Source organism: Streptomyces sp. NBC_01433 (genome assembly GCF_026340105.1).
Taxonomy (GTDB): domain Bacteria; phylum Actinomycetota; class Actinomycetes; order Streptomycetales; family Streptomycetaceae; genus Streptomyces.
Genome location: NZ_JAPEPM010000001.1, coordinates 5,064,511 through 5,091,467 on the forward strand (window position 1 = coordinate 5,064,511; position 26,957 = coordinate 5,091,467).

23 protein-coding genes are annotated in these 26,957 nt (G+C 72.4%); 12 read left to right on the top strand and 11 right to left on the bottom strand.

Translation table 11 applies throughout. From position 1 onward, the window contains the following. Positions 1–7: 7 nt before the first annotated feature. Complete coding sequence (locus tag OG413_RS22805; RefSeq protein ID WP_266808275.1) at positions 8–1,840, bottom strand: endonuclease/exonuclease/phosphatase family protein; 1,833 nt, start codon at positions 1,838–1,840, stop codon at positions 8–10. A gap of 228 nt (positions 1,841–2,068) precedes the next feature. Between OG413_RS22805 and OG413_RS22810 the strand changes: the two genes are divergently transcribed. From OG413_RS22810 to OG413_RS22820, 3 genes are all read left to right on the top strand, one after another. Beyond that, complete coding sequence (locus tag OG413_RS22810) at positions 2,069–3,583, top strand: hypothetical protein (protein ID WP_266808276.1); 1,515 nt, start codon at positions 2,069–2,071, stop codon at positions 3,581–3,583. A 339-nt stretch (positions 3,584–3,922) separates the two neighbouring features. Continuing rightward, positions 3,923–5,401 carry an alkaline phosphatase PhoX gene (locus tag OG413_RS22815; protein ID WP_266808278.1) on the top strand — a complete coding sequence of 493 codons (1,479 nt, stop codon included), beginning with the start codon at positions 3,923–3,925 and terminating at the stop codon, positions 5,399–5,401. A gap of 340 nt (positions 5,402–5,741) precedes the next feature. Next, complete coding sequence (locus tag OG413_RS22820) at positions 5,742–5,972, top strand: hypothetical protein (protein ID WP_073720249.1); 231 nt, start codon at positions 5,742–5,744, stop codon at positions 5,970–5,972. Between the two features lie 132 nt (positions 5,973–6,104). Here OG413_RS22820 and OG413_RS22825 read toward each other — a convergent pair whose 3' ends face one another. The 3 genes from OG413_RS22825 to OG413_RS22835 all read right to left on the bottom strand — a co-directional run bounded on the left by OG413_RS22825 (position 6,105) and on the right by OG413_RS22835 (position 8,619). Further along, positions 6,105–7,313: a TerD family protein gene (locus tag OG413_RS22825; RefSeq protein WP_266808280.1), complete on the bottom strand. Its 1,209-nt coding sequence runs from the start codon at positions 7,311–7,313 to the stop codon at positions 6,105–6,107. Positions 7,314–7,469: 156 nt separating this feature from the next. Beyond that, entirely contained in the window at positions 7,470–7,691 is a 222-nt protein-coding gene (locus tag OG413_RS22830) for a hypothetical protein (protein WP_266808282.1), read from the bottom strand. A gap of 118 nt (positions 7,692–7,809) precedes the next feature. Continuing rightward, entirely contained in the window at positions 7,810–8,619 is an 810-nt protein-coding gene (locus OG413_RS22835; protein WP_266808284.1) for an NAD(P)-dependent oxidoreductase, read from the bottom strand. 272 nt (positions 8,620–8,891) lie between these two features. On the opposite strand from OG413_RS22835, the gene OG413_RS22840 reads away from it, so the two are divergent. Then, positions 8,892–9,851, top strand: a complete 960-nt coding sequence (locus tag OG413_RS22840; RefSeq protein WP_266808286.1) for a 5-dehydro-4-deoxyglucarate dehydratase — start codon at positions 8,892–8,894, stop codon at positions 9,849–9,851. Further along, positions 9,848–11,026 carry a hypothetical protein gene (locus OG413_RS22845; RefSeq protein WP_266808288.1) on the top strand — a complete coding sequence of 393 codons (1,179 nt, stop codon included), beginning with the start codon at positions 9,848–9,850 and terminating at the stop codon, positions 11,024–11,026. The genes OG413_RS22840 and OG413_RS22845 overlap by 4 nt, the downstream gene beginning before the upstream one ends. Positions 11,027–11,052: 26 nt before the next feature. On the opposite strand, the gene OG413_RS22850 is transcribed toward OG413_RS22845, so the two are convergent. Beyond that, on the bottom strand, positions 11,053–12,318 hold the full coding sequence (locus tag OG413_RS22850; RefSeq protein ID WP_266808290.1) for an MFS transporter: 1,266 nt from the start codon (positions 12,316–12,318) through the stop codon (positions 11,053–11,055). A 216-nt stretch (positions 12,319–12,534) separates the two neighbouring features. Between OG413_RS22850 and OG413_RS22855 the strand changes: the two genes are divergently transcribed. Next, positions 12,535–13,899, top strand: a complete 1,365-nt coding sequence (locus tag OG413_RS22855; protein WP_266808292.1) for a S28 family serine protease — start codon at positions 12,535–12,537, stop codon at positions 13,897–13,899. Positions 13,900–14,012: 113 nt separating this feature from the next. On the opposite strand, the gene OG413_RS22860 is transcribed toward OG413_RS22855, so the two are convergent. The 5 genes from OG413_RS22860 to OG413_RS22880 form a co-directional block, all read right to left on the bottom strand. Continuing rightward, on the bottom strand, positions 14,013–15,464 hold the full coding sequence (locus OG413_RS22860; RefSeq protein WP_266808294.1) for a penicillin-binding protein 2: 1,452 nt from the start codon (positions 15,462–15,464) through the stop codon (positions 14,013–14,015). Between the two features lie 123 nt (positions 15,465–15,587). Beyond that, positions 15,588–16,247, bottom strand: coding sequence for a response regulator transcription factor (locus OG413_RS22865; RefSeq protein ID WP_266808295.1), 660 nt, complete (start codon positions 16,245–16,247; stop codon positions 15,588–15,590). Further along, positions 16,244–17,572 (bottom strand): sensor histidine kinase, encoded by a 1,329-nt coding sequence (locus OG413_RS22870; RefSeq protein ID WP_266808297.1) that lies wholly within the window; start codon positions 17,570–17,572, stop codon positions 16,244–16,246. The genes OG413_RS22865 and OG413_RS22870 overlap by 4 nt, the downstream gene beginning before the upstream one ends. Next, positions 17,569–18,609, bottom strand: a complete 1,041-nt coding sequence (locus OG413_RS22875; protein ID WP_266808299.1) for a hypothetical protein — start codon at positions 18,607–18,609, stop codon at positions 17,569–17,571. The genes OG413_RS22870 and OG413_RS22875 overlap by 4 nt, the downstream gene beginning before the upstream one ends. Before the next feature lie 224 nt (positions 18,610–18,833). Further along, positions 18,834–19,604, bottom strand: coding sequence for an IclR family transcriptional regulator (locus tag OG413_RS22880; protein ID WP_266808301.1), 771 nt, complete (start codon positions 19,602–19,604; stop codon positions 18,834–18,836). 159 nt (positions 19,605–19,763) lie between these two features. On the opposite strand from OG413_RS22880, the gene OG413_RS22885 reads away from it, so the two are divergent. From OG413_RS22885 to OG413_RS22910, 6 genes are all read left to right on the top strand, one after another. After that, positions 19,764–21,284 carry an aldehyde dehydrogenase (NADP(+)) gene (locus tag OG413_RS22885; protein ID WP_266808303.1) on the top strand — a complete coding sequence of 507 codons (1,521 nt, stop codon included), beginning with the start codon at positions 19,764–19,766 and terminating at the stop codon, positions 21,282–21,284. Beyond that, complete coding sequence (locus OG413_RS22890; RefSeq protein WP_266808305.1) at positions 21,281–21,892, top strand: DUF1349 domain-containing protein; 612 nt, start codon at positions 21,281–21,283, stop codon at positions 21,890–21,892. The genes OG413_RS22885 and OG413_RS22890 overlap by 4 nt, the downstream gene beginning before the upstream one ends. A 287-nt stretch (positions 21,893–22,179) precedes the next feature. Beyond that, entirely contained in the window at positions 22,180–23,475 is a 1,296-nt protein-coding gene (locus OG413_RS22895; RefSeq protein ID WP_266808307.1) for a cytochrome P450, read from the top strand. Positions 23,476–23,817: 342 nt separating this feature from the next. Continuing rightward, positions 23,818–24,315, top strand: a complete 498-nt coding sequence (locus OG413_RS22900) for a GNAT family N-acetyltransferase (protein ID WP_266808309.1) — start codon at positions 23,818–23,820, stop codon at positions 24,313–24,315. A gap of 75 nt (positions 24,316–24,390) precedes the next feature. Next, the gene (locus OG413_RS22905) at positions 24,391–25,107 is read left to right on the top strand and encodes a DsbA family oxidoreductase (RefSeq protein ID WP_266810307.1); all 717 of its coding nucleotides are present in this window, start codon (positions 24,391–24,393) and stop codon (positions 25,105–25,107) included. A gap of 84 nt (positions 25,108–25,191) precedes the next feature. After that, a complete protein-coding gene (locus OG413_RS22910; RefSeq protein ID WP_266808310.1) occupies positions 25,192–26,256 on the top strand; it encodes an aminotransferase class V-fold PLP-dependent enzyme in 1,065 nt (354 codons plus the stop codon). Between the two features lie 143 nt (positions 26,257–26,399). Here OG413_RS22910 and OG413_RS22915 read toward each other — a convergent pair whose 3' ends face one another. Continuing rightward, on the bottom strand, positions 26,400–26,954 hold the full coding sequence (locus OG413_RS22915) for a MarR family winged helix-turn-helix transcriptional regulator (protein WP_266808312.1): 555 nt from the start codon (positions 26,952–26,954) through the stop codon (positions 26,400–26,402). Positions 26,955–26,957: the final 3 nt, after the last annotated feature.

Sequence of the window (26,957 nt, forward strand, 5' to 3'; positions counted from 1 at the left end):
GGACCCCTCAGGGGCGGAAGCGCAGCACCTGCGGGTCGTGGTCGCTGTTCTGGTCGGCGAACTCCGCGTTGATGTGCACGCTGTCGTAGTCGAAGCCGCGGATCGACGGGCTGGTCAGGATCTGGTCCAGGACCTGGGTGTTGCCCTGGAAGACGTACGAGTAACGCTCCGACCGCGGCAGGGACTTCACCGCCGGGTACAGCGCGCCACCGGCCGTCAGCGCTCCCGTCGTACCGGAGAACTCGAAGTCGTTGATGTCACCCACGACCAGGACGTCGGCGCGCTTGTCCGCGCTCAGCAGCTTCTTCACGAAGGTGTTGACCGAGGTGGCCTGCGCCAGGCGCTGGACCTCCGAGGAGCGCGTCGGCGGCTGGTGGTGCGAGAGGATCGACTCGTCGCCGCCCTTCGACGCGAAGTGGTTGGCGACGACGAACACCGGACGCCCGCGGAAGGCGAACTCGCCGACGAGCGGCTTGCGGCTGTCCGTCCACGCGGCCGCCGCCGGATCGATTCGGCCGGGGGAGTGCGTCAGGGCCGCCCTGCCCCGCTCCCGTACGACCTCGGTCGCCGTCGTCGCGTCGCCGCCCGCGCGGTCGGTGAACGACACCCGCTCCGGGTTGAACAGGAACACCTGGCGGATGTTGCCGCCCGGCTCGCCGCCGTCCTTCTTGTCCTGGGGGGCGATGGAACGCCAGTCGTAGGCCGGGCCGCCCGCCGCCGCGATCGCCTCGGTGAACCTGCGCACGGTCTGCTCGGCCGAGACCGTGCCGTCGTCCGTCGCGCCGTTGTCGTCCTGGATCTCCTCCAGGGCCAGGATGTCCGGCGAGGCGAGGTTGTTCACGACGGCCGCGGCCAGCGCGTCGAACTTCTCCCGCGCGTCGCCCGGGTCGAGGTTCTCCACGTTGTACGTCGCCACCGCGAGCTCACCGTCGCGCTGGGCACGGGTCCGCTCCTGGCGCAGCCCGCGGTCGAGGACCGTGCCGAGGGTGCGGGCGGTCAGCGTGTAGCCGCCGTACTGGCTGAAGTCCAGCGGCCCTTCGGTCGTGCCCGTCAGCACGTCACCCACATCGGCCTTGGGGAACGGCTGCTCGGTGAGCGGCACCAGCGACTGGATCTGGAGCCGTCCGGTGTTCTGCGAGGCGTACGAACCGTAGACCGTGCCGCCCCGGCGGTTGGCGTTCTCGTGCGGCTTCACCGTCACCCACAGCTCCGCGTGCGTGTCGGTGGCGCCGACCACGCGCGAGGAGCCGACGCGGACGTTCATGCCCTCCACGGACTCGTAGAAGTCCAGGGCGTACCGGCCGGGGGAGAGCGGGAGCCCGTTGACCGAGCCGCCCGCCGCCGGGTCGCCCGCCGGGGCGTAGCGGGACGGGACCGAGCGCTCCGAGACGGTGACCGGGGCGGGCAGCGCGTTACCGGACGAGACCACGGCGACGGTGGGCCTGGTGAGCTGGGTGAGCGACTGGTTGCCGGAGGCGGCGCCGCCGGGGACGTACTCGGCGACCGTGCCCGAGACGGTGACCGCGTCGCCGACCGCGACGGCGGGCGACGAACCCGTGTAGACGAAGACACCCTCGCTGGTGGCCCGGTCGGCGTCGGGGTTCGGGTCCTGGAACCAGAAGCCCTTCGAACCGTAGCCCCGCACGCCGGTGACGATGCCCGGGACGTCGGTGACCTGGGTTCCGGCCAGCGGGGATATCCGGGTGGCGCCCTGGATGTCATGGATACGGACCTGGCCGTCGGCGGCGGCGGCCGAGGACGCACCGGTGAGCAGACCCGCGGCCAGGGCGGCGGTCACGACGGCGGAGACGGCGGTGGTTCTGGAGGATGCGGCAGGCATCACGGACTCCGGAGGTTCGAGGGCGGAGACGGGCCCGTACCGGACAGGACGGTACAGGTCTACGCGCGTCAATCTCTTGGGTCCACACGTGAGTTGTCAAGGTTCTCCGGATGACGGTCGCGGTACGTCCTGCGAACCGGGTGGCATGGGGCGAAATGCGTCTACGCTTGGGCGGCCCAACCGCGTACACACCCGGTACGCCCGAGCACGTCCCGAGGAGAACCCCCGATGTCCGCAGAGCGCCCCACCCTGCCGCCGGTGCGGCTGCACTCCGAGGCCGAGCTGGCGCGGGCCGCGCTGGCCGCTCCGCTGCTCGCCCGCGCGGTCCGGCTCGCCCGCTGGGCCGGACCCGGGACCCGGGTCGGCGCGGGCGGCGAGCTGGTCGAGGCACAGCTGCCCGCGGCGGCCGAGCACCTGGGCCTCTCCCCGGACGAGGACGGTGCCGCGTACGCCAGTGAGGCGTGGCGCCTCGCCGTCGACACCGGGCTCCTCGATGTCACCGACCCCGAGGACGAGGTCGAGGACGGGGCGGAGGCGGCCGAGGGCTCCGAAGGCGCCGAGGACGTCGCGGAGGCCGAAGGGACCGTCGCGGTGGGCGAGGGTCTGGCCGTGCTCACCGGCGGCTCCCCGCAGGACATCCTGGCGCTCTGGCTCGACGGTCTGGAGGCCGTGCACGCCGACGCCACCGCACCGGTCTTCGACGACTTCGCCGATCTCGTCCAGGAGGACGGCTCGATCGACTTCGACGCCCTGGACTGGGACCCGGAGGCCGAGGCGGAATTCCTCGACGGCGTCCTCGGCAACCTGTATCTCCTCACCCTCGCGGAGAACGGCGCGGGCGACACCCCCGTACCGCTGCCGGCCCTCGCCGCGTCGATGATCGTGCCCGACGACATGGGCGAGCCCACCGACGACATCCTGGAGCAGGTGTCGGAGGCGATGATGCGGCTGGACGACCAGTTCCGGCTGCTGGAACCCATCGGGATCGTCGAGTACCGGCCGGTGGACGAGGCGCTGCTGGTCGAGGAGGGCGAGGGCGACGGGGCGGCCGGTCTCCCCGACGAGGACGACGTCACCCGCTACGGCATGGTCAAGCTCACCCCGCTCGGCCTCTACGGCATCCGGAACCGGATGCTGGAGGCCGGTGTGGACGCGCCCGCCGTCGGTGACCTCGCCGACAAGGGCGCCGACGCGCTCCTCGACGGCATCGCCCACTACCCGGAGGCGGCGGCCCGGTCCGAGGTCGAGCTCTGGCTCGCCCGCCGGGGTACGGGCGACGCGGTGGCCGCCGCGGCCGACCTGCTGGCGGCGGCGCGCGGTACGGACGAGGGCGCACCGCTGCGGCGGCTCCACTGTCAGCAGGCGCTCGCCCTGGCGGGCCACGGGGCGGAGCCCGCGGTACGCGCGGTGCTGGACGACCCCGAGCTGGGCGGCCTCGCCCGGGTCTGGCTCGCCGAGCGCGGTGCCGACGACGTGCCCGTACCGCCGGAGTCGATGGTCTTCTGGCTGGCCATCGACACCATCGCCGCGCAGCTCGACGCGGACGGCGATCTGGACGAGCTCCAGGGGCTGGTGGAGGGCCTGGCCGGGCAGCACAGCGGCTTCTTCGACGGCGCCTGGCGGGTGGACCACCCGGCGACGGCGGACGTGCTGGAGGCGATGGGGCGGCTGCACAGTGACAAGAGGTCGGCGAAGGACGCCCGGAAGGCGGCGTTCAAGGCCCGCTCGCGCACGGGCGCCTGAGCGAGTCGCCTGGGGCATGGCTTGAGCGCGTGGCTTGAGGGCACGCGGCTTGAAGGCATGGCGTGAGGGTGCGTGGCGTGAGGGCATGGCTTGAGCGTGCCGTGTGCGCGAGGCCGAGCGAGCCGCCCGTGCGCGTGGCTTGAACGGGACCCTTGAGCGGGGCGGTCGGTGCCGGACGGGACACGTGCGGTGGGTGGAGCGGGCCGGGCTTCCGGGCCCGCCCCACCGGTGTTCACAGAAAGGGTGCGGCTCGAAGTCGCGTGCTGTTCAACCGGCGTTCGCACGGGGGAGGGAACGTGATCACGCCAGTCACGCCGCCCGCCGCACCAGGAGTCCGCCATGTCGTTCACGCGCAGGGAATTCACCAGACAGTCCGCCCTCACCGGCGCGGGCATCGCCCTCACCGGTGCCGTCGGCGCCCTGGCCACCGCCCCCGGCGCCCTCGCCGCCGAGGACGCGAGGCACGGTCACGACGGGCATGACCATGACGGTCACGGCCACGACCACCACGGGCACGGCAGGGAGCCCGGCTACGGCCCGCTGCTCCCCGACCCCAAGGGCATCCTCGCGCTGCCCGCCGGATTCTCGTACCGGATCGTCACCCACAGCGGTGTCACCAAGCTGGAGTCGGGCGAGTACACCCCCTCCAACCACGACGGCACGGCCGCCTTCGAAGGCCCCCGCGGCGTCACCCTCCTCGTCAACAACCACGAGCTGAGCGGCACCCGCGCCAAGTGGAAGTACCCCGTCCCGCTCACCGACGGCCTCGTCTACGATCCGGTCGCGGCCGGTGGCTGCACGGTCGTGGAGACCCGCCGCGACGGCCGCACCGCCGAATGGGTCGGCATCGCCGGTACGTCCACCAACTGCGCGGGCGGCAGCACCTCCTGGGGCACCTGGCTGACCTGCGAGGAGACCGAGGACAAGGCGGGCAAGAACGGTCTGCTCAAGGACCACGGCTACGTCTTCGAGGTCGACCCCCACGACAGGCGCGCCAACCGCGACCCGCGCCCGATCAAGGCATTCGGCCGGTACGCCCACGAGGCCGTCGTCATCGACCCCAAGCGCGGCCACGCCTATCTGACCGAGGACGCGTCCGGCCCCAACGGACTGCTCTACCGCTGGGTCCCGCCGCACGGCTTCAAGCACGGCCGGGGCAAGCTGCGCACGCTCGCCGACGACGCCGGTGTCCTCCAGGCCACCAAGTGCTTCGACAGGAGCGGACGGTTCGTCGACGACCTGTCCCGCGCCACGAAGATCGGCACGGTGTACGGCGTCGACTGGGTCGACGTCCCCGACCGTGACGCGAAGACCGTCTCGGTACGCAAGCAGTTCGCCAACACCGACGTCACCCGCGCCCGCAAGCTCGAAGGCATGTGGTGGGGCGACGGCGGCGCCTACTTCGTCTCCTCCTACGCCCGCGACGAGAGCCCGGTCCAGCACGACGGCCAGGTCTGGTTCTACGACCCGAAGCGCCGCACGGTGACCCTGAAGGTGCTCCTCGGCGTCAACGCCGACCCGTCGAAGGACGGCGCCTTCGACGGCCCGGACAACATCACCGTCTCGCCGTACGGCGGAATCGTCATCTCCGAGGACGGCGAGGGCATCCAGCACCTCTTCGGGGCCACCGAGAGCGGCCGGACGTACCCGATCGCGCGCAACGAGCTCAACGCGGGCACCGAGGAGGACCCCTCGTACAGCGAGATCGCCGGGGTCACCTTCTCGCCGGACGGGAAGACGCTGTTCGCCAACATCCAGACGCCCGGCATCATGCTCGCCATCACCGGTCCGTGGAAGCGCCAGCCGAACCGACACTGACAACAGTCGGCCGAACCGGCACCGACCGGGCGCCCGGTTGTCACCGACGGGCAGGGTTCGGTCACTTTGGGTGGCGTGGCCGCCGGGGGCTTCCGGGCGACCGCACCCGGCCGCACCCGGGACCGGGCCGCGCACCGGGTCGGCCACGCCCTGTCCGGAGGGCGAAACCACCACACCTTCGGGGGTCTTTCCGGCGCGGAATTCCGTGTGACGCCCCGGCCGGCAGCGGCCGGAACAGCCGACTGGCCCCGGTAACGCCTGATTACGAATCCGGCACTACTGGGCCCCCGGGAGCGGTCGGGCATGGCGTCGGGCGTCGCGGAGGCGCATACTCAAGGTAATGAAACAGTCAGCCGGATCCCGGCGTCACCTGCCTTCCAGTCCCTTCAACCGCCCGGCCCAGGCGGCCCCACCGGTCGAATGTTTCGATGTGGGCGACAGGGTGTCGCACGACCAGTTCGGGCTCGGCAGAATCCTTGCTGTCGAGGGCGACAACGATGCAGTCCTCATCGACTTCTCGGGGCGACAGGGGAGGATCCTGAGCCCGTACTCCAAGCTGACCAAGCTCTGAGAGGGAGGACGAGCACGAGCAGCGTCCACCCGGAGAATCTCCGGATCCGGGGCACCTGAGAAGCATCAGGTGCCCCGGAAGCCGTTCCCGGACTCGTCCGGGAACGGCTTCCGGCTTGCGCCCGGGTCGGTCCTACAGGGACTTGGCGGCGGGCTTCACCATGCCGCGCACGGTGCGCGACTTCACGAACTCGCCCATGCCCGTCATCTCCCACTCGCCGGAGAACTGCTTGATCAGCTTGGCCATCAGCACACCGGTCTGCGCCTCGGTGCTGGTCAGGTCGAAGCGGACCAGCTCTTCGCCGGTGGCCGCGTCGATCAGCCGGCAGTACGCCTTGGCGACCTCGGTGAACTTCTGTCCGGTGAACGAATTCACCGTGAAGACCAGGCCGGTCGCCTCGGCGGGGATGCGGCCCAGGTCAACGACGATCACCTCGTCGTCACCCGCGCCCTCGCCCGTGAGGTTGTCGCCGGAGTGCTTGATCGCGCCGTTCAGGATGGAGAGCTTGCCGAAGTAGCAGCTGTCCAGGTGGTTGCGGTTGGGGCCGTAGGCGATCACCGAGGCGTCGAGGTCGATGTCCTTGCCGCGGAACGCGGGCTCCCAGCCGAGGCCCATCTTGACCTGGGAGAGCAGCGGCCGGCCGCCCTTGACCAGGGACACGGTCTGGTTCTTCTGGAGGTTGACCCGGCCCTTGTCGAGGTTGATCTTGCCGGATCCGGCGGGCGCGGCGGCCGGCGGCGCGGGCGGTGCCGGGGGAGCGTTCCGCGGGGCCACGGGGGCGGCGGCCGGGGCCGGGGCGGCCACCGGAGCCGGAGCGGGCGCGGCGACAGGCGCGGCGGGCTCCTCGACCGAGACGCCGAAGTCCGTGGCGATGCCGGCCAGCCCGTTCGCATAGCCCTGGCCGACCGCGCGGGCCTTCCAGACGCCGTTGCGCAGATAGATCTCGATGACCACGAGCGCCGTCTCGGCGCCCAGCTGGGGCGGGGTGAAGGTGGCGAGCGCACTGCCGTCGTCCGCGTTGCGCACGGTGGCGGTGGGCTCGACGCCCTGGAAGGTCTGGCCCGCGGCGTCGGGGCTCGCGGTGACGACGATCTTCTCGATGCCGGGCGGGACCGCGGAGGTGTCCACCACGATCGCGTCGGGCGCGGAGCCGCCGCCGGAGCGGTAGGACACGCCGGGGCCCGAGGGCTGGTTGTAGAAGATGAAGTCGTCGTCGGAGCGCACCTTGCCATCGGCGGTGAGCAGCAGGCCCGAGACGTCGAGCCGCACCGGTGCGGCGACGTCCACCGCCACGCGGGCGGCGGAGAGAGGGATGTTCGAGCCGGGGGTCATTGCGGTCATGCACGGGGTAACGAACGACCCCGCTTTGCCGTTCCCTTACCTTTGCCCACCTTCACCCGGCTGCGCGCGTGCTCTCCCGGACCGCTCCGCGCGCGCCCCGGACCGCTCCGTGTGTGCTCCGGCCCCGCTCGGCGGCGGGCCCCGGCCCCGGCTCTCTCAGCGGCGGTTGCGAGGGTGGTCGCGGGCGGCGCGCTCGTTGCCGTGCTTGTACGCGCCGGTCCAGCGCGCCATCACCAGCTGGGCGTCCCCCGACTCCACCTCGGCCAGGAACTTCTCCGCCCGGCCGCCGCGCAGGGTGCCTGCGGGGCGGCCGTGATGCGTGATCGTGACGGCGGCGTCGCCGTGCCGCTCGTACCGGAATCCGGAAGGTCTGGGCATGGGGGCATCCTGCCCGGCTCCGGGCGGCACGTCGCCCGGTTATCGCGTGCCGCAGGCACCCGCCCCCCGGCCCGTCGCCCCGCCCGCCTTCACGGCCAGCCGGGCCGCCCGTGAAGGCTCAGCGCGGCCAGATCGGCGGGTCGGTCACGAAGTGGCCGCCCAGGTGCGCGTGCTCGGGATTGTCCGGGTCCAGTTCGCCGTGTTCGGCGATGAGCTCGGCGGCGTAACTCTCCGAGTCGTCCCGCGGCTCGTACCCCAGCGACCTGGCCGTCGTCAGGTCCCACCACAGGCGGGTGTTGTCGGAGGAGCCGTGGACGACGGTGTGTCCGACGCCCTCGGCGGTGAGCGCGGCGTGGAACAGCCGGGCACCGTCGCCGGGGCTCATCCAGACCGAGAGCATCCGTACCGAGGACGGCCGGGCGAAGCAGGAGCCGATGCGCACGGAGACGGTCTCGATGCCGTGCCGGTCCCAGTAGAGCTGGGCCAGGTCCTCGCCGAAGGACTTGGAGAGGCCGTAGAAGGTGTCGGGGCGGCGGGTGGCGCCGATCGGGATCAGCGGATCGCCGGGGGCCGGGGGCGGGGTGTAGCCGATGACGTGGTTGGAGGAGGCGAAGACGACGCGCCGTACGCCTTCCTCGCGCGCGGCCTCGTAGAGGTTGTACGTCCCCTCGATGTTGGCGCGCAGAATCTTGTCGAACGAGGCTTCCAGCGAGATGCCCGCGAGGTGGATGATCGCGTCGACGCCCCGTACGGCCGCGCGCAGCGCCTCCTTGTCGCCCAGGTCGGCGGTGATCGCGTCCGGTTCGCCCTCGACCGGGGTGATGTCGAAGAGACGGAGTTCGTAGCCGTACGCGGGCAGCAGTCCGCGCATCAGGGTGCCGAGGCCGCCGGCGGCGCCGGTGAGCAGGACGGTGCGGGGAGCGGGCATACGGGGATCTCCTCGGTGCGAACGCATGAGTCGGCTGCGCGACGCCTCAAAAACATGGATGACATTCACATGCGTGGACACGCTAAGAAGGAGTGGCGGAGCGCGTCAAGTGTCCCGCCGGGGCTGGTTCCTCGGTGCGGGACGAGTGGCTCCGCTTTTGGCTGCGCGTTTCCTCCTTGACCTGCGCCGCGCGGCTGCCTTAGCGTGGCGGCGTTCAGAAATATGGACGACGATCAGAATTGTGTACGTCTGAATCCGCTCAGGGAGCGCCCGTGACCTCAGCCCCCCTCGCCGCCCGGCTCACTCGTGTCGCCGGACCGCTCTTCTTCCCCGTCACCGCGTACGGGCCGGACGGCACCGTCGACCTCGACACCTTCCGCGCACATGTGCGCCGGGGCATCGACGCCGGAGCGGCCGCGGTCTTCGCCTGCTGCGGCACGGGCGAGTTCCACGCGCTGACCCAGGAGGAATTCCGCCTCGTCGTCACCGCCGCGGTCGAGGAGACCGCCGGCCGGGTGCCCGTCGTCGCGGGCGCCGGATACGGCACGGCGCTCGCGATCCAGTACGCGAAACTCGCCGAGGAGGCGGGGGCCGACGGGCTCCTCGCCATGCCCCCGTACCTCGTCGTCGCCGACCAGGAAGGGCTGTTGAGCCACTACGCGGCCCTCGCGGCGGCCACCTCGCTGGAGACGATCGTCTACCAGCGCGACAACGCGGTCTTCACCCCGCAGACCGTCGTCGCCCTCGTGCAGACGCCCGGAGTGATCGGGCTCAAGGACGGATACGGCGACCTCGACCTGATGCAGCGCATCGTCAGCGCCGTACGCACGCAGCTGCCCGGTGAGGACTTCCTGTACTTCAACGGGCTGCCCACCGCAGAGCTGACCGGGCTCGCCTACCGCGGCATCGGCGTCACGCTCTACTCCTCCGCCGTCTTCGCCTTCGCCCCCGACATCGCCCTCGCCTTCTACCGGGCCCTGGACTCCGGCGACGACGGCCTGGTCAACGCGCTGCTCGACCGCTTCTACCGGCCGCTCGTGGAGCTGCGCGGCAAGGGGCGCGGCTACGCCGTCTCGCTGGTCAAGGCGGCCGTGCGGCTCCAGGGCCTGGACGTCGGCGAGGTGCGCACCCCGCTCACCGAGCCGCCCGCCGCCCACATCAAGGACCTGGTCGGGATCATCGCGAGCGGTCGCGCGGTGCTGGAGGAGTACGCGGCGGGGGAGCGGGCGTGAAGACCTCCGCCTTCCTCTACCCGTGGGACGTCGTCGGGGACCCGGACGCCGCCGCGCGCATCGTGGACCTCGGTGTCCAGCAGGTGACGCTGGCCTCCGCGTACCACTCCACCCGGGCGCTCACCCCGCGCCATCCCGCCCACCGGATCGTCACCGCCCAGCACGCCGCAGTGCTCTACCCGCCGGACGAGAACCGCTGGGCGGGGCGCGAACCGGCTCCCTACGGGCAGTGCTGGGTGGACCGGGACGACCCGTACGGCGATGCCGCCCGCGCCCTGACCGACGCCGGACTCGACGTGCACAGCTGGGTCGTCCTCGCGCACAACTCCCGCCTGGGCGCCGAGCATCCGGACCACAGCGTCGTCAACGCCTACGGTGACCGCTACCCCTGGGCGCCGTGCGTCGCCCGCCCCGCCGTCCGGGCCTATCTGGTGGACCTGGCCGCCGAGGCGGCCGCCCGGCCCGGGACGAGCGGCACCGAACTGGAGTCCTGCGGCTGGTACGGCTTCGCCCATCTGCACGCCCACGACAAGATCGCGGGCGTCGGCCTGGGGGACGCGGCGCAGTATCTGATGTCGCTGTGCTTCTGCGCCGCCTGTCGGGACGGCTACGCCACGCAGGGCCTGGAGGCCGCCGAGCTGAGTGCCGCCGTGCGCCGCGCCCTGGAACCCGTCTGGGCCGGTTCCGGCTCCACCGAAGCAGGCTGGTCCGGTGTCGAGAAGCTCCTCGGCCCCGACCTCGCCGCGGCCACCCTCCGGTGGCGGACCCGGGCCGCCCGCACCCTCCAGGAGTCCGCGGTCGCCGCGGTACGGGCGGCGGCCGGGCCGGACTTCCAGGTCCTGCTGCACGCCGACCCCGCCCCGTACCGCTCCGGCGCCAACGTCGGCGTCGACGCGGAACACATCCTCGCCGTGGCGGACGGTGTGGTGCTGCCCTGCGCCGGCGGCGACGCGGCGCGCGAGGCGGTGCTCGGGCCGTTCACCGGGCGGTCCGGGGTGCTCGCCGCCAACTTCGGTGTGGTGAGCGGGATGGGCGGAAGCCCCGGCACGCTGGAGCGGGACGCGGCCCACGCCGCCTCCCTCGGCGCGAACCAACTGCGCCTCTACCACGCCGGGCTGGCCTCCGACCCGGACCTCAGGACCGTCGCCGAAGCGCTGGCACGCATCGGGCGATGACGGGACCGGACCGGTGGGGGCGCCCGTCAGCCGCCCCCGCCGGTCCGTGCTCCACCGGGCCGGCCCCTATTTCGCCGCGGCCGACGATCCGGCCCCCGGCGGCCCGGGGCCAGGGCCGCCGCCGCGAACAGCCCCGCCGCGCCCGTCAGTGACAGCAGCACCCGGGTGTCCAGCACCGCGACCAGCCCCGCGCCGAGCGCCAGCGCCACCGCGTTGGGCGCCATCATAAGGGAGTTGGCGGTCGCCGCCGTCCGGCCGAGCACCGCGTCAGGGGTCTCCCGCCGCACCGCCGTCATCGCGGTGATCAGCACGCACGGCAGCCCGAACCCGATCGCCGCCGCGGTCACCGGCCCCACCACCTCGTACGGCAGCGCCCGCGCTGCCACCGCCGCCGCGAACAGCGCCGTCCCTGCCGCCACGAACGTCCGCTCCCCCAGCCGCCGCAGCAGCGTCCCCGCCAGCAGCCCGACCGCCACCGAACCGGCACCCTGCACCGCGTACAACAGCCCGGCGTAGGCGGGGGAGCGGCCGAGTACGTCATCGACGTAGGCGTAGGTCGCGGCCCCGTTCAGCCCGGCGAGCAGCATCGTCACCGACCCGGCGGACACCAGTGGCCACAGCGTCGAGGACTTCCGCAACTGCCGTGCGCCCGCCGATAGTTCTTCCCTCCAGGACCCCTTCCGGGGCCGGATCCCCACCTGCTCCCGGACCCGTTCGCGTACCGGCAGGCGCGCGAAGACCAGGGCGGCCAGGGCGAAGGTCGCCGCGTCCAGCACCGCCACCGTCCCGCCGCCGAACCGGGCGTACAGACCCGCGCCCGCGAGCGGTGCGAGCAGCTTCATGCCCTCGTTGGCGCTCATGCGCAGCCCGTTGGGATCGCCGAGCAGCCGGGCGTCCACCGACCGGGCGACCAGGGTCGCTTCCGCGGCGTCCACGAGCACCCCGCTCACCCCGTAGAGCACCAGAATCACGAAGACCAGCCAGATCCGCCCGGCGGAATCGACCAGCAGCAGGGTGATCAGCAGACCCGCCATCGCGACGTTCACCCGGACCAGCAGCGGCTTCTCGGGCAGCCGGTCCGCCACCGCGCCGAGTGCGGCGCCGACCAGCACCGGCGCCCACATCGCGAACACGGTCAGCGCCGCCAACGAGTCCGAACCGGTGAGGGACTTGACCCAGATCCCGGCCGTGAGCCACATCGCCGAGGTCCCGAAACCGGAGACGACCACCCCCGCCAGATACCGCCCCGCCGTACGATCCCGCAGCACCCTGCCCACCGCCGAACCCGCCATCACGCTCTCCCCGCCTCCCCGACCTGCACGTCTGTCACACGGACCAGGGGCGTGACTAAGGAGGGCGCGGGGCATCGGGCAGATTCCCCATGAGCTGCTGACCGCACACCGACTTTGTCGCGGGTCCCCTCGCGCGGGACGATCACACAGCCGTGGAAAGCGATTACTATGCGGCCGTCGTGTCCATCGCACCACCCGTCCGAGGGGACCTGAGCGTTGCGCCACAAACTGCTTCCCGCCCTGCTCTGCGCCGGAATCGTCACCGCCACCAGCGTGCTGACCGGTACGGCGGCCGTCGCGGCCGGCACCACACCGGCCGTTTCCGGCACCGGCACGGGCACCGGCTCCGTCGCCACCGCCGCCGCCACGGACGTACGTGAGCAGCTGGACCGGATACCGGGACTCACTGTCGTCTCGCAGACCCTCAAAGAGGGATTCCCCTACTACACGCTCAGCCTGACGCAGCCCGTCGACCACCGGAATCCGGCCCGCGGCACCTTCCAGCAGCGGCTGACGCTCTGGCACAAGGCGGCGACCGCCCCGATGGTGCTCTACACCGGCGGCTATTCGCTGGCCACGTCCACCCGTGAGATCACCACCCTCCTCGGCGCCAACCAGGTCAGCGTCGAACACCGCTACTTCAGCGAGTCCCGGCCCGCGACGGTCGACTGGCGCGACCTGAACGTGTGGCAGGAGGCGAGCGACGAACACGCCGTCGTCGAGGCCCTGAAGACGATCTACACCGCCAAGTGGTTCGGCACGGGGGCGTCCAAGGGCGGAATGACGCAGGTCTACCACGAGCGCTTCTACCCGGACGACCTGGACGCCGTCGTCGCGTACGTCGCGCCGAACGACGCGGACAACAAGGACGACAGCGGTTACGAGAAGTTCTTCAGGACCGTCGGCACCCCCGAATGCCGGGCCGCGCTCAACGCCGTACAGCGGGAGATGCTGGTGCGGCGGGACCGGATGCTGCCCCGCTTCGAGGCGTCCGCCCAGGAGCAGGGCCTCACCTTCGAGTACCTCGGATCGGCCGACCGGGCCTTCGAGTTCTCGGTCCTGGACCAGGTCTGGAACTTCTGGCAGAGCGGCACGTACACCGACTGCCCGGACATCCCCGACGCGCGCACCGCCGGTGACGGCGAGCTGTACGCCTGGTCGCTGGCGCACGGGCTGAGCATCTACTCCGACGACGGCGCCGGAGCCGAGGGCAGCGGACCCTACTACCGGCAGGCCGCCGCCCAACTGGGCTGGGCCGACCTGAAGTTCAAGCACCTCAGGGATGTGAGGAACTACCCGGACATCTATCAGCCGAACTCCGTGCTGCCCGCCGACATGCGCACCCGGTACGAGGGCCGCACCATCAAGGGCGTCGACCGCTGGGTGACCCGGCGGGGCGAGCGGATGATGTTCGTCTACGGGCAGAACGACCCGTGGAGCGCCGAGCGGTTCAAGCCGTCCAAGCACGACTCGATGCTCTTCGAGGCGCCGAACACCAACCACGGCGCGCTGATCTCCAAGCTGAAGCCCGCGGACCGGGCGAAGGCGGAGGCGACGCTGAAGCGATGGGCGGGCATGTAGCGGCCGGCCCGCCGTTCACGATCGGCCGCCCGTCGCGGGAGGCCGCCGCCGGACGGGAAGGCGCCCCCGGGGTACGTCCCCGGGGGCGGCATCGAGACGGCCGGGCGCGCCCGCTATCCCTTGAGCGCCGCCTTCATCATCTTCTGGGCGATGGGCGCCGCCAGCCCGTTGCCGCTGGTCTCCGAGCGGGAGGCGTCCGAGCTCTCGATCACCACGGCGACCGCCACCTCCTTGCCGGAGGAACGGTCCTTCGCGTACGAGGTGAACCAGGCGTACGGGGTGTTGCTGTTGTCCACACCGTTCTGCGCGGTGCCCGTCTTGCCGCCGACCTCGGCCCCGGCGATACGGGCGTTGGTGCCGGTGCCCTCCTCGACGACGGTGACCATCGCGCTGCGCAGCTGCTTCGCGGTCGACTCCGAGACGACCCGCTCCGCCTCGCCGTCGCCGAAGTCCTCCAGCGTCTCGCCGTCCGCGTCCGTCACCTCGGAGACCATGTGCGGCGAGGCCAGCTCACCGCCGTTGGCGAGGGCCGCCGAGACCATGGCCATCTGCAGCGGGGTCGCGGTGACCTCGAACTGGCCGATGCCCGTCAGCGCCGTCTGCGCCTTGTCCATACCGGTCGGGTACACGCTCGGCGAGGCCCGCACCGGGACGTCCAGCTTCTCGGTGTCGAAGCCGAATCTGTCCGCCATGGCCTTCAGCTTGTCCTGGCCGAGATCGGCGGCGACCTTCGCGAACACGTTGTTGCAGGAGTACTGGAGCGCGGTGCGCAGGGTGGCGTTCTCGCACGGGGCGGAGGCACTCTCGTTGCGCAGCACCGTCGAGGTGCCCGGCAGCGTATAAGGGTCGGGGCTGTCCGTCCGCTCGTCGACCGAGCCGTAGAGCCCGTTCTCCAGCGCCGCCGACGCCACCACCAGTTTGAAGGTCGAACCGGGTGCCAGCGGCTGCCGCAGCGCCCGGTTGACCAGCGGCTTGTCCTTGTCGGTGAGCAACTGCTTCCAGGCCTTGCCGTCCGTCGTGCCGCTGATCGCCGAGGGGTCGTACGAGGGAGTGGAGACCATGCCCAGGATCCGCCCGGTCTTCGGGTCGATGGCCACGGCCGCGCCCTTGTCGTCGCCCAGCGCCTCGTAGGCGGCCTTCTGGACGTCCGGGTCGATGGTCGTCAGCACATTGCCCGGCGCGGCCTGCTCGCCGGTGAGCAGACCTGCGGGGTTCTTCAGCCGGTCGTCCGTGCCGTCGAGGACGTCGCCGTAGATGCCTTCGAGCTGGGTCGCCCCGTACGCCTGCGAGCTGTAGCCGGTCACGGCCGCGTACAGATCGCCCTGCGTGTAGGTGCGTTTGTACTGGAGATCGCCACCCGTCGTCCTCTTCGATCCGGTGACCGGGGAACCGGCCACGACGATGTCACCGAGCGGCTGCGCGTACTGCGCGATGGTGTTCCGCCGGTTGTGCTTGTCGTCCGCGAGCGCCCGTGCCTCGTACCCCTGCACCCAGGTCGCCCGCACCAGCAGGGCGAGAACCATCAGCAGACAGAAGACCGAAGCGCGCCTGATTGTCTTGTTCATCCCGCTGGAGGGACGAGCGGGAGCGCGCCCGGCGTTCCCGGCTGTGCCCCTTCTCACCGTTTTCTCAGGCGCTGGATCAGTCGGGCTGGGGTTCATCCGGGCGCGGGCTCAGTCGGGGGTGGCTCAGCCGGGGGTGATGAACCCGGACTCGTACGCCACGATCACCGCCTGCGTACGGTGCCGGGCGCCGGTCTTCGCCAGGACCGCCGCCACATGGGTCTTCGCCGTCGCCGCGGCCACCCCGAGCCGCCCCGCGATCTCCGCGTTGGTCAGGCCCGCCGCCATCAGCCGCAGCACCTCCGCCTCCCGTTCGGTCAGCCGCGCCACCCAGTCCGGGGGCATCGCCGCCCGCCGCCCTCCGTACGCCGCCGCCAGATTGCGTACGGCGGAGGGATACAGCAGGAACTCGCTGCGGGCGACCAGCCGCACCGCCTGGACGAGCTCCCCGGCCGCGGCCCGTTTCAGCAGGAAGCCCGCGGCCCCGGCGCGCAGCGCCTCGTACACGTACGCGTCGTTCTCGAAGGTCGTCACGACCACGATCCGCGGCGGCCCCCCGACCGTGGCCAGGATCCGCTCGGTGGCCCGGATGCCGTCGATCTCCGGCATCCGGACGTCCATCAGTACGACGTCGGGGCGCAGCGAGCGCACCACGGAGAGCGCCTCGGCCCCGGTGGCCGCCTCGCCGACGACCTCCAGACCGGGTTCGGCGTCCAGGATCACGCGCAGCGCCGTACGGACCATGCGCTCGTCGTCGGCGATGACGATCCGGATGACGTCGCTCATCGCTTCGTCCGCCCGGCGGCGTCCAGGGGCAGCCGGGCGGTCAGCCGCCAGGTGCCGCCGCGGGGTCCGGCCTCGGTGGCGCCGTGGGGTCCGGCCTCGGCGCGGCCGCCCAGCAGCACGGCCCGTTCGGCGATGCCGCGCAGACCTCGGCCGCCGCCGGGCCGCAGCACCGGGGGCCGTCCGGACAGCGGGTTCTCCATCGTGATCTCCAGATCCTCTTCGCGCACCACGATGCGCAGCTCCACCGGCGCCCCGCCCGCGCCGTGCCGCAGGGCGTTGCTGAGCCCCTCCTGCACGATTCGGTACGCCTCCCCCGACACGGCCCCCGTGACCGTGCCGGGCTCGCCCAGCGCCTCGTACGCCACGGGCACCCCGCAGCGCGCCAGCAGCCCGTCCAGCGCGTGCAGCCCCGGCCCCGGTCCCGGTCCCTGCCTCGGTCCCTGCCTCGGTCCCTGCTGTCCCGGTGGGACGCCGTCCGGGCCGTTCGCCGGGTCGTCGTCCTGCCGCAACAGGCCGAGCATGGAGTCCAGTTCACCGACCGTGCGCCGGGTGGTCTCCTCGATCGCGGCCAGGGCCTCCCGGACGAACTCCGGATCGTCGGCCAGGACCCGGCGGGCCGCGCCCGCCTGGAGGGTCACCGCGCTCAGGGCGTGGCCGACCGAATCGTGCAGTTCGCGGGCGAGCCGGTTGCGCAGCGCCAGATCGGCGGCCCGGCGCTCGGCGGCGGCCAGCCGGTCGTCGGGCGTCGGCCCCAGCAGCACCGGCGCCCGGCGGGCCAGCAGTTCCCCGGCCGCCGCCGCGCACAGGGCCGGCGCGGAGAGCATCGCGAGCCCGGCGAGCGGGGCGAGGGCCACGATCCACGGCCGGTCCAGCGCCTGTGGCAGCCCCAGCAGTGCGGAATCCCGCAGCGCCGCGGAGAACGGCAGCCCCATCACCCCCACCGCGAACGGGGTCAGCGCCAGTGTCATGCCACTGACCACGCCGCCCAGCGCCAGGTGCAGGCTGTACCAGCCCGCGGCCCTGACCCTGGCCTGCCGGGTCCGGGCCGGGACCTCGGCCAACTGCTCGGCCGGAATGCCGCACAGCGCACGGGCCGCGGCCACCGAAAGGGGCCGTACGAGCGGGAAGAGTCCGGTGACCGCGGCCATCGGCAGGGCGTACGCGAACGCGGTGAACAGGCCGGCGACGGACGAGAAGACCCCGTCGTCCCCGCTGGAGGAGCCGACGACGACCATGCCGACGAGGAAGTACGGCATCAGCAGCGCGCCGCCGATGATCAGATGCAGCCATCGCAGCCGGGCCCGGCGCCCGAACAGCAGGCTCACGCGCGGGCGGCGGACAACGGCCGGGCCTCCGCCGCGTTTCGCTCGGCGAGGAAGTACGCGCCCAGGGTGAGGACCAGCATCCCGACCAGCATCTGCACAGCGTAGATGAGGCCCATCGCCGGGGTCGGCCGGTCCCCGATGCCGTCGACCCCGCCCAGCGAGGCGATGCTCATCCAGCCGCCCCAGCAGGCCACCGCCCCGGAACCGCCCCAGGCCAGGGCGAGCGGCACGGTGAGGGGGAGCCGTCCGCCGAGCCGGAAGGCGAGCGGCAGGGCCCCGGCGACCGCGGTGACGGCGAAGAGCGCGTCGACCGCCTGGAGGACGTAGAAGTCGCCGGTACGTTCCGCGATCCGGCCCTCGTTGAGCCCCGCGGTCGAACCGGTGGCCCAGAGCAGATGCATGGTGACCGGTACGAGGGCGAGCAGCGAGGCCGCGACCGCGGCGAGGCGCAGGACGGGCGTGGTGGGGCTGTCCGGCAGGTCGCGCACGGTGCCCTGCCACAGATGGCCCCAGCGGTCCCTGGCGTGGAGCACGAACAGGGTGCCGAGGGTGAGGCCCTGGACGATGAAGCCCGTGTAGACGACGCCGAACACCCACTCGTCCAGGAACGGGCGGGCGGCGCTCCCCGAGCCGTCCGGGCCGCCCGCATCGCCACCGAGCAGCCTGACCAGCATCTGGAGGGGGAAGCCCGCCATGATCGGCAGGAGCAGCCCGGTCGCCACCCAGATGGGCAGGACCAGCAGCCAGGCGGGCACCCGGTGCGCCCGGGGCCGGGTGAGCAGCACGGCGAGGACGACGACCGCGCCGTCCATCAGCGCCGACACACCGTTGGCGAGGATCATCGTGGTGCGATGGTCGAGCAGGGTGCTGTGGTCCGGGATACCGAGCCGACTGCCCGTTATCCAGGCCGACTTGAGGGCGATGTAGGGCAGGCAGGCCGCGATGGCGAGCGTGCGGAGCACGGCGCGGGCGCGGCCGGTGCGGGGCGCGGGCGCGAGGAGCGCCGCGGTGCGGGATGTACGCGGTGTGCGTGTCATGGCAGCCACGTTTCCGTGCGGGCCGCTCCCGCACGTCGTGCCCGGCGACGATCCGTCTCCGCCATCCGGCGGAGACGCCCTCACCCGTCAGGCGCCACGCGCCACCGGGGCCGGGGCCGGGGCCGTCGGATCGGACATCCGCGCGTGGAGCAGCGGGAGTTCGCCGCCCCGCGATCCCGCGCGCGGGAGTTCGCCGTCCCGCCTTTCGCGCGAGGGAGGTTCGTTCAGAGCCGGCGGGTGGCGAGCGTGAGCCGGTCGCGGGCGTCGAACAGGGCGTCCTTGACCATCTGCTCGTGCGCGGGAGTGAGCCGGGCGACAGGCACCGAGCAGCTGATCGCGTCGCGCGAGGGTGTCCGGTAGGGGATCGCGACGCCGAAGCAGCGCAGGCCGAGGGTGTTCTCCTCGCGGTCCACCGCGTACCCCTGCTCGCGGATGAGGTGCAGCTCCTCGATCAGCTTCTCGCGGTCCGTGAGGGTGTGCTCGGTCAGTGCGGGCAGCGTCTCGGGCAGCAGCTTGCGGACCTGCTCGTCGCTGTGGGTGGCCAGCAGCGCCTTGCCGAGCGAGGTGGAGTGGGCGGGCAGCCGACGGCCGACCCGGGTGAACGGGCGCAGATAGTGCTGGGACTGCCGGGTGGCGAGGTACACCACGTTCGTTCCGTCGAGGCGGGCCAGGTGGATGGTCTCCGTGGTGTCGTCGGAGAGCCGGTCCAGGGTGGGGCGTGCGGCGGCCACGACCTCGTCGCCGTCGATGTACGACGTACCGACGAGCAGGGCACGCACCCCGATGCCGTACCGGGTGCCCGTCGCGTCGGTCTCCACCCAGCCCAGTTCCACGAGCGTGCGCAGCAGCATGTAGAGGCTGGACTTCGGGTAGCCGACGGCCTCCTGGACGGCGGCGAGCGAGTGCATGCCGGGGCGCCCCGCGAAGTATTCGAGCAGCTCCACCGTCCGTACCGCGGACTTGACCTGTGCCCCACCAGACTCGGCAACCGACATCGCCCTACGCCCCTTTCCAGCCCTCACGCCAAATTCCTGCGACTTCTTGCCAACACCGAACGCGCGGAAATAGAGTCCCAGCACATTCACGATCAGGAACGCTGTTCAGAATACCGAACAACGCCGTGAAGCGTGGCAGCGGACCGGGAAGGAAACACCGTGGCAGCAGCACCAGTCTGGAGCGTCGACCCCCGAACCGGGAACCCGCGCGAGCAGGTTGCGGTGGAGGCTACAGCGGAGGAGGTCGACCGGGCGGTCCGGGCCGCCCACGCCGTACGCGACGCCCTCGCCGACCGCACCGTACGTGCCGCGTTCCTGCGCACCGCGGCGGATCTGCTCGCCGAGGCCGGGGAGCACGTCGTCGAGGCCGCCGACGCGGAGACCGCGCTCGGCCCGGCCCGGCTCACCGGCGAACTCGCCCGCACCGCGGCACAGTTGCGGGCCTTCGCGGAGGTCGTCGAGGAGGGCGCGTACCTCGACATCCACATCGACCACGAGGACGGCACCAGGACCCCGCCCTGGCCGGACCTGCGCCGTTACAAGATCCCGCTCGGCGTCGTCGCCGTCTACGCGGCCAGCAACTTCCCACTCGCCTTCTCCGTCCCCGGCGGCGACACCGCGAGCGCGCTCGCGGCCGGCTGCCCGGTCGTCGTCAAGGCGCACCCCGACCACCCCGCGACCTCCGAGCTGTGCGCCTCCGTGATCCGCCGTGCCGCGGCCCGGGTCGGGCTGCCCGAGGACGTACTGATCCTGGTGCACGGCTTCGAGGCGGGCATCGAGCTGATCAAGCACCCGCTGGTGAGCGCGGCGGGCTTCACCGGCTCGGTACGCGGCGGACGGGCCCTGTTCGACGCGGCCGCCGCCCGGCCCGCGCCCATCCCCTTCCACGGCGAGCTCGGCTCCCTCAACCCCGTCGTCGTCACCGAGGCCGCCGCCGCCGAGCGCGGCGAGCGGATCGGCGCCGGGCTCGGCGGCTCGATGACCATGGGCGCCGGGCAGTTCTGCACCAAGCCCGGCTTCGTCCTGGCCCCCGCGGGCGAGGCCGGGGACCGGCTGCTGAAGGCCCTCACCGAGACCGTCAGCGACACCGACGCCGGAGTGATGCTCGACCACCGGATGCGGGACGCGTTCCTCGCGGGCGTCCGCGACCGGGCCGCACTCGCCGACGTGGAAGCCCCCGTCACCCCCGGCGCGGGCGGCGAACACACCGTGTCCGCGGGCTTCCTGACCGTACCGGCCCACCGGCTGGCCGCCGAGGGCCCGCACGACGCGCTCCTGGAGGAGTGCTTCGGCCCGGTCACCGTCATCGCGCGGTACGCCTCCGAGGACGAGATCACCGCGGTGCTCTCCCGGCTCCCGGGCAATCTGACCGCCACCCTCCAGATCTCCGCCGAGGAGGCCGACGGCGGCGCGGCGGAACTGCTCGCCGCCCTCACCCCGCTCGCCGGACGCGTCCTCGTCAACGGCTGGCCGACCGGCGTCGCCGTCGCCCCCGCCCAGCACCACGGCGGCCCCTACCCGGCCTCCACCTCCACCTCCACCTCCGTCGGCACCACTGCCGTCGAACGCTGGCTGCGCCCGGTCAGCTACCAGAACACCCCCGCCGCCCTGCTGCCGCCGGAACTGCGCGAGGACAACCCGCTGGGCCTGCCCCGCCGCCTGGACGGACGACGCGCATGAGCACACACCTCCCCGAAATCCCCTTCCCGCTGCGGGCGTTCGGGCCCGAGGGCCGCTGGGCCTACGCGGACGGCGTGCTGACCGGCCGGGCCGGTGCCCGGCAGGACCGCTTCGTACCGCCGGGCGGCGACGACCTGACACCCGCGACCGACGCGCCGCGCCTGCTCGGCGCAGTCCCGGACGGGGACTTCCAACTGCTCGCCCGTGTAAGGGTCGGCTTCGCCGCCGCCTTCGACGCGGGGGTGCTCTATCTGCACGTCGGCGAACAGGATTGGGCCAAGCTCTGCCTGGAGCTCTCCCCGGACTCCCCGACCATCTGCACCGTCGTCACCCGCGGGCACTCCGACGACGCCAACTCCTTCGTCGTGGAGGACGACCACTGCTGGCTGCGGCTCAGCCGCACCGGCGGCGCCTTCGCCTTCCACGCCTCGGCCGACGGTGAGACCTGGACCTTCGTCCGTACCTTCACCCTCGGCACCCCCGAGGAGCGGGCGTCCGCGCTCGCCGGATTCCTGGTGCAGTCACCCACCGGCGAGGGATGCGGCGCGGTCTTCGACCGGATCACCTTCCGGGCCGAGGGGCTGACCGACCTGCGCGACGGCCGCTGAGGCGCCGCCGCCCACCCCCGCACACGCCCACGGAGTCCGGCCGCCCCGCGCTCCGTCAACTGCCCGGCCCCGCTCACCACATGAGCGGGGCCGGGGCGGTTCACCGGGTCATGGACCCCCGCTCGCCGCCCCGTGATCCGCGGCACGTCCGGGCCCGCAGTGCCGTTCCGGCGGCCCCCATGGGGACGCCCGCTCACCGGTCCGGCAGGATTTCCCCTCCCGCCTCCTTCTCGTAACCGGCATCGGCACCGGCCCTGTTCGTCCCACCTCACAGATGCGAGCACAGCATGTCCGTACGTTCCGCGATGACGACCTGGCTCACGCGCCGCTACCTCGCCCGCCTCAGGTCGAAGGGCACCTCCCTCGACCTCTCCGCCCTCTCGAAGCTGCCCGACGCCGCGCTGCTGCCGCTGCGCCGCGACGGCCTCGACCCCGTCCCCGAGATCGGCGCGCTGCGCGACCGCGAACCGGTCAGCCGACTGCCGATACCCGGCATGACGGTCTGGCTGGTCTCCGGATACGAGGAGGCCAAGCAGGTCCTCGGCGACGCCCGGGCCTTCAGCAACGACTTCGCCCACCTCGTCGGCCGCACCGGTGTCGCCGAGATCCACCAGCCGGGCGGCCTGGGCTTCTGCGACCCGCCGGACCACACCCGCCTGCGGCGCCTGCTCACCCCCGAGTTCACGATGCGGCGCCTGGGCCGCCTCACCCCCCGTATCCACGCGATCGTCGAGGAGAGCCTGGGCGGACTGGCCAAGGCCGCGGACGCCGAAGGGCGGGTCGACCTCGTGGAGCACTTCGCGTTTCCGGTCCCGGCGCTGGTCATCTGCGAACTGCTCGGCGTCCCCTACGAGGAGCGGGAGGCGTTCCAGCAGTTCTCGGTGGCGCGCTTCGATGTGCTCGGCGGCGTCGGCGCGTCCTTCGGGGCCATCTCCCAGTCCCGCGACTATCTGCGCGGCGTGGTCGAACAGCAGCGCCGCTACCCCGGCGACGGTCTGCTCGGCATGCTCGTCCGCGAACACGGCGACAGCGTCACCGACGAAGAACTCACCGGCCTCGCCGACGGCGTCCTCACCGGCGGCCTGGAGACGACCGCGAGCATGCTCGCCCTCGGCACGCTGATCATGCTCCAGGACCGCGAGCACTTCACCGCACTCCGCGACGCGGAGGACCCGGCCGCCGTCGCGGCCCCCTTCGTCGACGAACTCCTGCGCCATCTCACGGTCGTCCAGACGGCCTTCCCGCGCTTCGCCCGCGAGGACCTGGAACTCGCCGGCGTCCGCATATCCGGCGGCGACATCGTCATTGTCTCGCTCAGCGCCGCCGACCGCGACCCGCGCCTGGGCCCCGCGATGGACTCCTTCGACCCGTCGCGCCCGCCCGCCTCCTCCCACCTGGCCTTCGGCCACGGCATCCACCGCTGTATCGGCGCGGAGCTGGGCAGGATGGAACTCCGCGCGGCCTTCCCCCAACTCGTTGCGAACTTCCCCCGGTTGAGCCTCGCCGTGCCACCGGCGGAACTGGAGTTCCGGAAGCTGTCGATCGTGTACGGAGTGGACACGCTCCCGGTGTACCTGGACTGATCGACCGTCAGTCCGGCCGTCGGCGGATCGATCCTTGGACAAGGTGCCACCCGACAGCGCGGGCCCGTACGACGGCCCAGCGGCGGTTCTTCCAGGGCGACGAGGACGGCTACGTCGTCGAGCGCGGCAACGGCCTCGGCGCCGCCACCGAGATCTCGCGGACCGGCTCCTTCACCACGCCGCCGTACAGCTACACCACCGAGCCCGCGTCGACCGTCGCCGCGTCGGTGACGCCGGGAGCGGGAGCCGGAAAGCTCCAGCAGCGCCCTGAAGGACGAAGAGGGGGTGCGCGGTGTCCGCCCCGGCGCAACCTGCGGGCCGGGCCCGCGCGTCCCCCTCTTCATGATCAGAGAAGCGACCCCCGCCGACATCGACGCCATCGTCCTGCTGCACACCGAGGCCCGCGCCACGTACTACCGCGGTCACCTCCCCGCCGAGGAGTACCAAGGGACCGCCGAGGTCGCCCGCAGCCGCGACGGCTGGTCGCGCGCCGTGGAACGCCCCGATGCCACCGTCCTGTGCGCGGAACGGGAGGGGGCCCTGGCCGGGATCGCCGCCTACGCCGTACGGGACGGCATCATGAACCTCACCCAGCTCCATGTCGCTCCTTCCCAGTGGCGTACGGGCATAGGCACCGCCCTGCACACCGCCTGCACCGACGCGTGGCGGGTCGCCGGGGTGACGGCCGCCCGGCTGGAGGTCTTCGCCCCCAACACCAGGGCCCAGTCCTTCTACGCCCACCACGGCTGGACCCCGGACCCGGCCGCCCCGCACGCCGGGAGCCACCTCGTCCTGCGCCTCGTCCTGGGGGCCGGGGATGCCCGGTTCGGGAATCAGTAGGTCCCGTTCCGTTGTTCGCACCTGTGTGCGGAGGGGTCCTCCGTGCCACCCGAGACCCTGGAGAGCGGAAAAGTCATGCGCGTCGAGATCTGGAGCGACATCGCCTGCCCGTGGTGCTACATCGGCAAGGCCCGTTTCGAGAAGGGCCTGGCGGAGTTCGCCCACCGCGACGAGGTCGAGGTGGTGCACCGTTCCTTCGAGCTCGACCCGGGCCGGACCAAGGGTGACACCGCGCTGGTGATCGACATGCTGGCGCAGAAGTACGGCCGCACCCGTGAGGAGGCCGCGTCCATGGAGGCCAATGTCGCTGCCAACGCGCAGGCCGAAGGGCTCGGCTACCGCACCGAGGGACGCGACCACGGCAACACCTTCGACATCCACCGGCTGCTGCACCTGGCCAAGGCGCGTGGCCGCCAGGACGAGCTGCTGACCCTCGCCTACCGGGCGAACTTCGCCGAGGAGCGCTCCGTCTTCGACGACAGTGAGCTGGTCCGGCTCGCCGTCGAGGCCGGGCTGGACGGCGAGGAGGCCCGTGCGGTGCTCGCCGACCCCGAGGCCTACGCGGACGACGTCCGGGCCGACGAGCGCGAGGCGTCCGAGCTGGGCGCCGACGCCGTGCCGTTCTTCGCGCTCGACCGGCGCTACGGGATCTCCGGCGGTCAGCCGTCCGAGGTCTTCCTCAAGGCGCTGGAACAGGCGTGGAAGGACCGTCCGGCCACCGCGCTGACCGCGATCGGCGAGGACGGTGCCGCCTGTGACGCGGACGGCGCCTGCGAGGTCCCGCAGACCTGAGCCCGCCCCCTATAAGAATCGCTTGGGTACGTCCCTTGAATCTTGGCAATTGACTATGAGTTGAGGGGCCTTCAGGCTTGGGGCATGGAGATCTCTTCGCTCAGCCTCAGCCAGGCGGCGGCCACCGAGTTCGCGTCGGAGACCACGTACCTCAACAGCGCCACCAGCGGGCTGCTGCCCCGCCGCACCATTCGGGCAGTCAAGGCGCTCGCGGACCACAACGCCTCCGGCCGAGGGGCGGGCGCGGGCAGCTTCGAAGCGGTGGAGGCCGCCCGGAGCGCGTTCGCCGGGCTGGCCGGTGTCGGCCCCGACCGGGTCGCCACCGGCGGCTCGGTCACCGTCCATGTCGGACTGATCGCCGCCTCGCTCCCGCCGGGCGCCGAAGTGCTCGTCCCCGAGGGTGAGTTCAGCTCGGTGGTCAGCCCGTTCGCGCTCCGCGGCGACCTGCGGATGCGGTACGTCCCGCTCGCGGACCTCGCCGACGGGGTGCGACCGGAGACCGCGCTCGTCGCCTTCTCCTCCGTACAGTCCGCCGACGGCAGGGTCGCCGACCTGGCCGCCGTCCGGGCGGCCGCCGCCGCACACGGCGCCCGGACACTGGTGGACGCCACCCAGTCGGCGGGCTGGTTCCCGCTGGACGCCGGGGCGTACGACTACACCGTCACCGGCGGTTTCAAGTTCCTGCTCTGCCCGCGGGGCGCGTCGTTCCTCACCGTGACCGAGGAGGCGCAGGCGTCCCTGCCGCCCGTGTTCGTCGGCTGGGTGGCTGCCGAGGACCCCTGGAACAGCACCTACGGCCCGGTCGAGCGGCTCGCCGCCACCGCCCGCCGATTCGACGAACCGCCCGCCTTCCTCGCGTACCACGGGGCGGAGCACTCCCTCGCCCTGCTGGCGGAGGTCGGCACCGATGCGCTGTACGCCCACGCCACCGGGCTCGCTGCCCGGTTCCGCGAGGGGCTGGCGGGGATCGGCCACAAGGCGGTTCCCGGTGAATCGGCCATCGTCGCCGTGCCCGGACTCGGTGGTCGCGAACCCGATCTGGCCAGGGCCGGGGTCATGGTCTCGGCGCGGGCGGGCAATCTGCGGGCGGCCTTCCACCTCTACAACACCGAGGCGGACGTGGACCGGGCGCTGGACGCCCTGGCCTGAGTGAGCGGGGGAGCGAGGGAGTGGGGAGAGCGGACCGTTCTGGCCCGCGCCGGGGGAGCGGGGACGTCCTGGCCCGAGCCGGCGGAGTGCGTGGCGGCTCGGGCGGGTGCGGGACTGCGGGTGACGGTGCGCGGGCCTCGGGCTCAGGCGAGTCCGGGGCACCCCTCGGCCTCCGCGCACAGATTCGCCTCGACCCTGGCCAGCAGCCGGGCCAGCTCCGCGCGCTCCGCGGGGCCGAGGCCCGCGAGGGTGTGCTCCTCCAGATTCGTCCACGCCGCCTCCACCGCGGTGCGCAGGGCGCAGCTGTCGTCCGTGGCCTCGACCAGGACCGCCCGCCGGTCGGCCGGGTCGGGGCGACGGCGCACATGTCCGGTCTGTTCGAGGCGCTGGAGCATCTTGGTGACCGTGGAGGGGTCGAGGTCCAGCGCCTTGATCAGCTCCGACTGCCGGACCGCGCCCGCGTCCCACAGGTGCATCATCAGGAACTCCTGACCGGGGTAGAGGTCCAGCCCCTTGAGCAGTTTGCCCGCCGTGATCCGGTGCAGCCGGGCGATCCGTGAGACGGCATGGCTGAGAGGGCCGCCGCGCGCCGCGCTCGGCAGCGCGTCCGTACAGGGGGCGGTGTCGGCGGCGACGCCGGTGCCGGGGGTCTCGGGGGTGGCGGTGGTGTCGGCCGGGCCTGCGTGGGCGGTCTTCATCAG

Excerpts from the sequence above, each read along its gene's own strand:
- OG413_RS22860 (WP_266808294.1), bottom strand. The coding sequence starts at position 15,464 with ATGAACAAGACAATCAGGCGCGCTTCGGTCTTCTGTCTGCTGATGGTT.
- OG413_RS22810 (WP_266808276.1), top strand. The coding sequence starts at position 2,069 with ATGTCCGCAGAGCGCCCCACCCTGCCGCCGGTGCGGCTGCACTCCGAG.
- OG413_RS22815 (WP_266808278.1), top strand. The coding sequence starts at position 3,923 with ATGTCGTTCACGCGCAGGGAATTCACCAGACAGTCCGCCCTCACCGGC.
- OG413_RS22890 (WP_266808305.1), top strand. The coding sequence starts at position 21,281 with ATGAGCACACACCTCCCCGAAATCCCCTTCCCGCTGCGGGCGTTCGGG.
- OG413_RS22805 (WP_266808275.1), bottom strand. The coding sequence starts at position 1,840 with ATGCCTGCCGCATCCTCCAGAACCACCGCCGTCTCCGCCGTCGTGACC.
- OG413_RS22880 (WP_266808301.1), bottom strand. The coding sequence starts at position 19,604 with ATGTCGGTTGCCGAGTCTGGTGGGGCACAGGTCAAGTCCGCGGTACGG.
- OG413_RS22865 (WP_266808295.1), bottom strand. The coding sequence starts at position 16,247 with ATGAGCGACGTCATCCGGATCGTCATCGCCGACGACGAGCGCATGGTC.
- OG413_RS22900 (WP_266808309.1), top strand. The coding sequence starts at position 23,818 with ATGATCAGAGAAGCGACCCCCGCCGACATCGACGCCATCGTCCTGCTG.
- OG413_RS22820 (WP_073720249.1), top strand. The coding sequence starts at position 5,742 with ATGAAACAGTCAGCCGGATCCCGGCGTCACCTGCCTTCCAGTCCCTTC.
- OG413_RS22895 (WP_266808307.1), top strand. The coding sequence starts at position 22,180 with ATGTCCGTACGTTCCGCGATGACGACCTGGCTCACGCGCCGCTACCTC.
- OG413_RS22915 (WP_266808312.1), bottom strand. The coding sequence starts at position 26,954 with ATGAAGACCGCCCACGCAGGCCCGGCCGACACCACCGCCACCCCCGAG.
- OG413_RS22875 (WP_266808299.1), bottom strand. The coding sequence starts at position 18,609 with ATGACACGCACACCGCGTACATCCCGCACCGCGGCGCTCCTCGCGCCC.
- OG413_RS22835 (WP_266808284.1), bottom strand. The coding sequence starts at position 8,619 with ATGCCCGCTCCCCGCACCGTCCTGCTCACCGGCGCCGCCGGCGGCCTC.
- OG413_RS22910 (WP_266808310.1), top strand. The coding sequence starts at position 25,192 with ATGGAGATCTCTTCGCTCAGCCTCAGCCAGGCGGCGGCCACCGAGTTC.
- OG413_RS22825 (WP_266808280.1), bottom strand. The coding sequence starts at position 7,313 with ATGACCGCAATGACCCCCGGCTCGAACATCCCTCTCTCCGCCGCCCGC.
- OG413_RS22905 (WP_266810307.1), top strand. The coding sequence starts at position 24,391 with ATGCGCGTCGAGATCTGGAGCGACATCGCCTGCCCGTGGTGCTACATC.
- OG413_RS22830 (WP_266808282.1), bottom strand. The coding sequence starts at position 7,691 with ATGCCCAGACCTTCCGGATTCCGGTACGAGCGGCACGGCGACGCCGCC.
- OG413_RS22850 (WP_266808290.1), bottom strand. The coding sequence starts at position 12,318 with ATGGCGGGTTCGGCGGTGGGCAGGGTGCTGCGGGATCGTACGGCGGGG.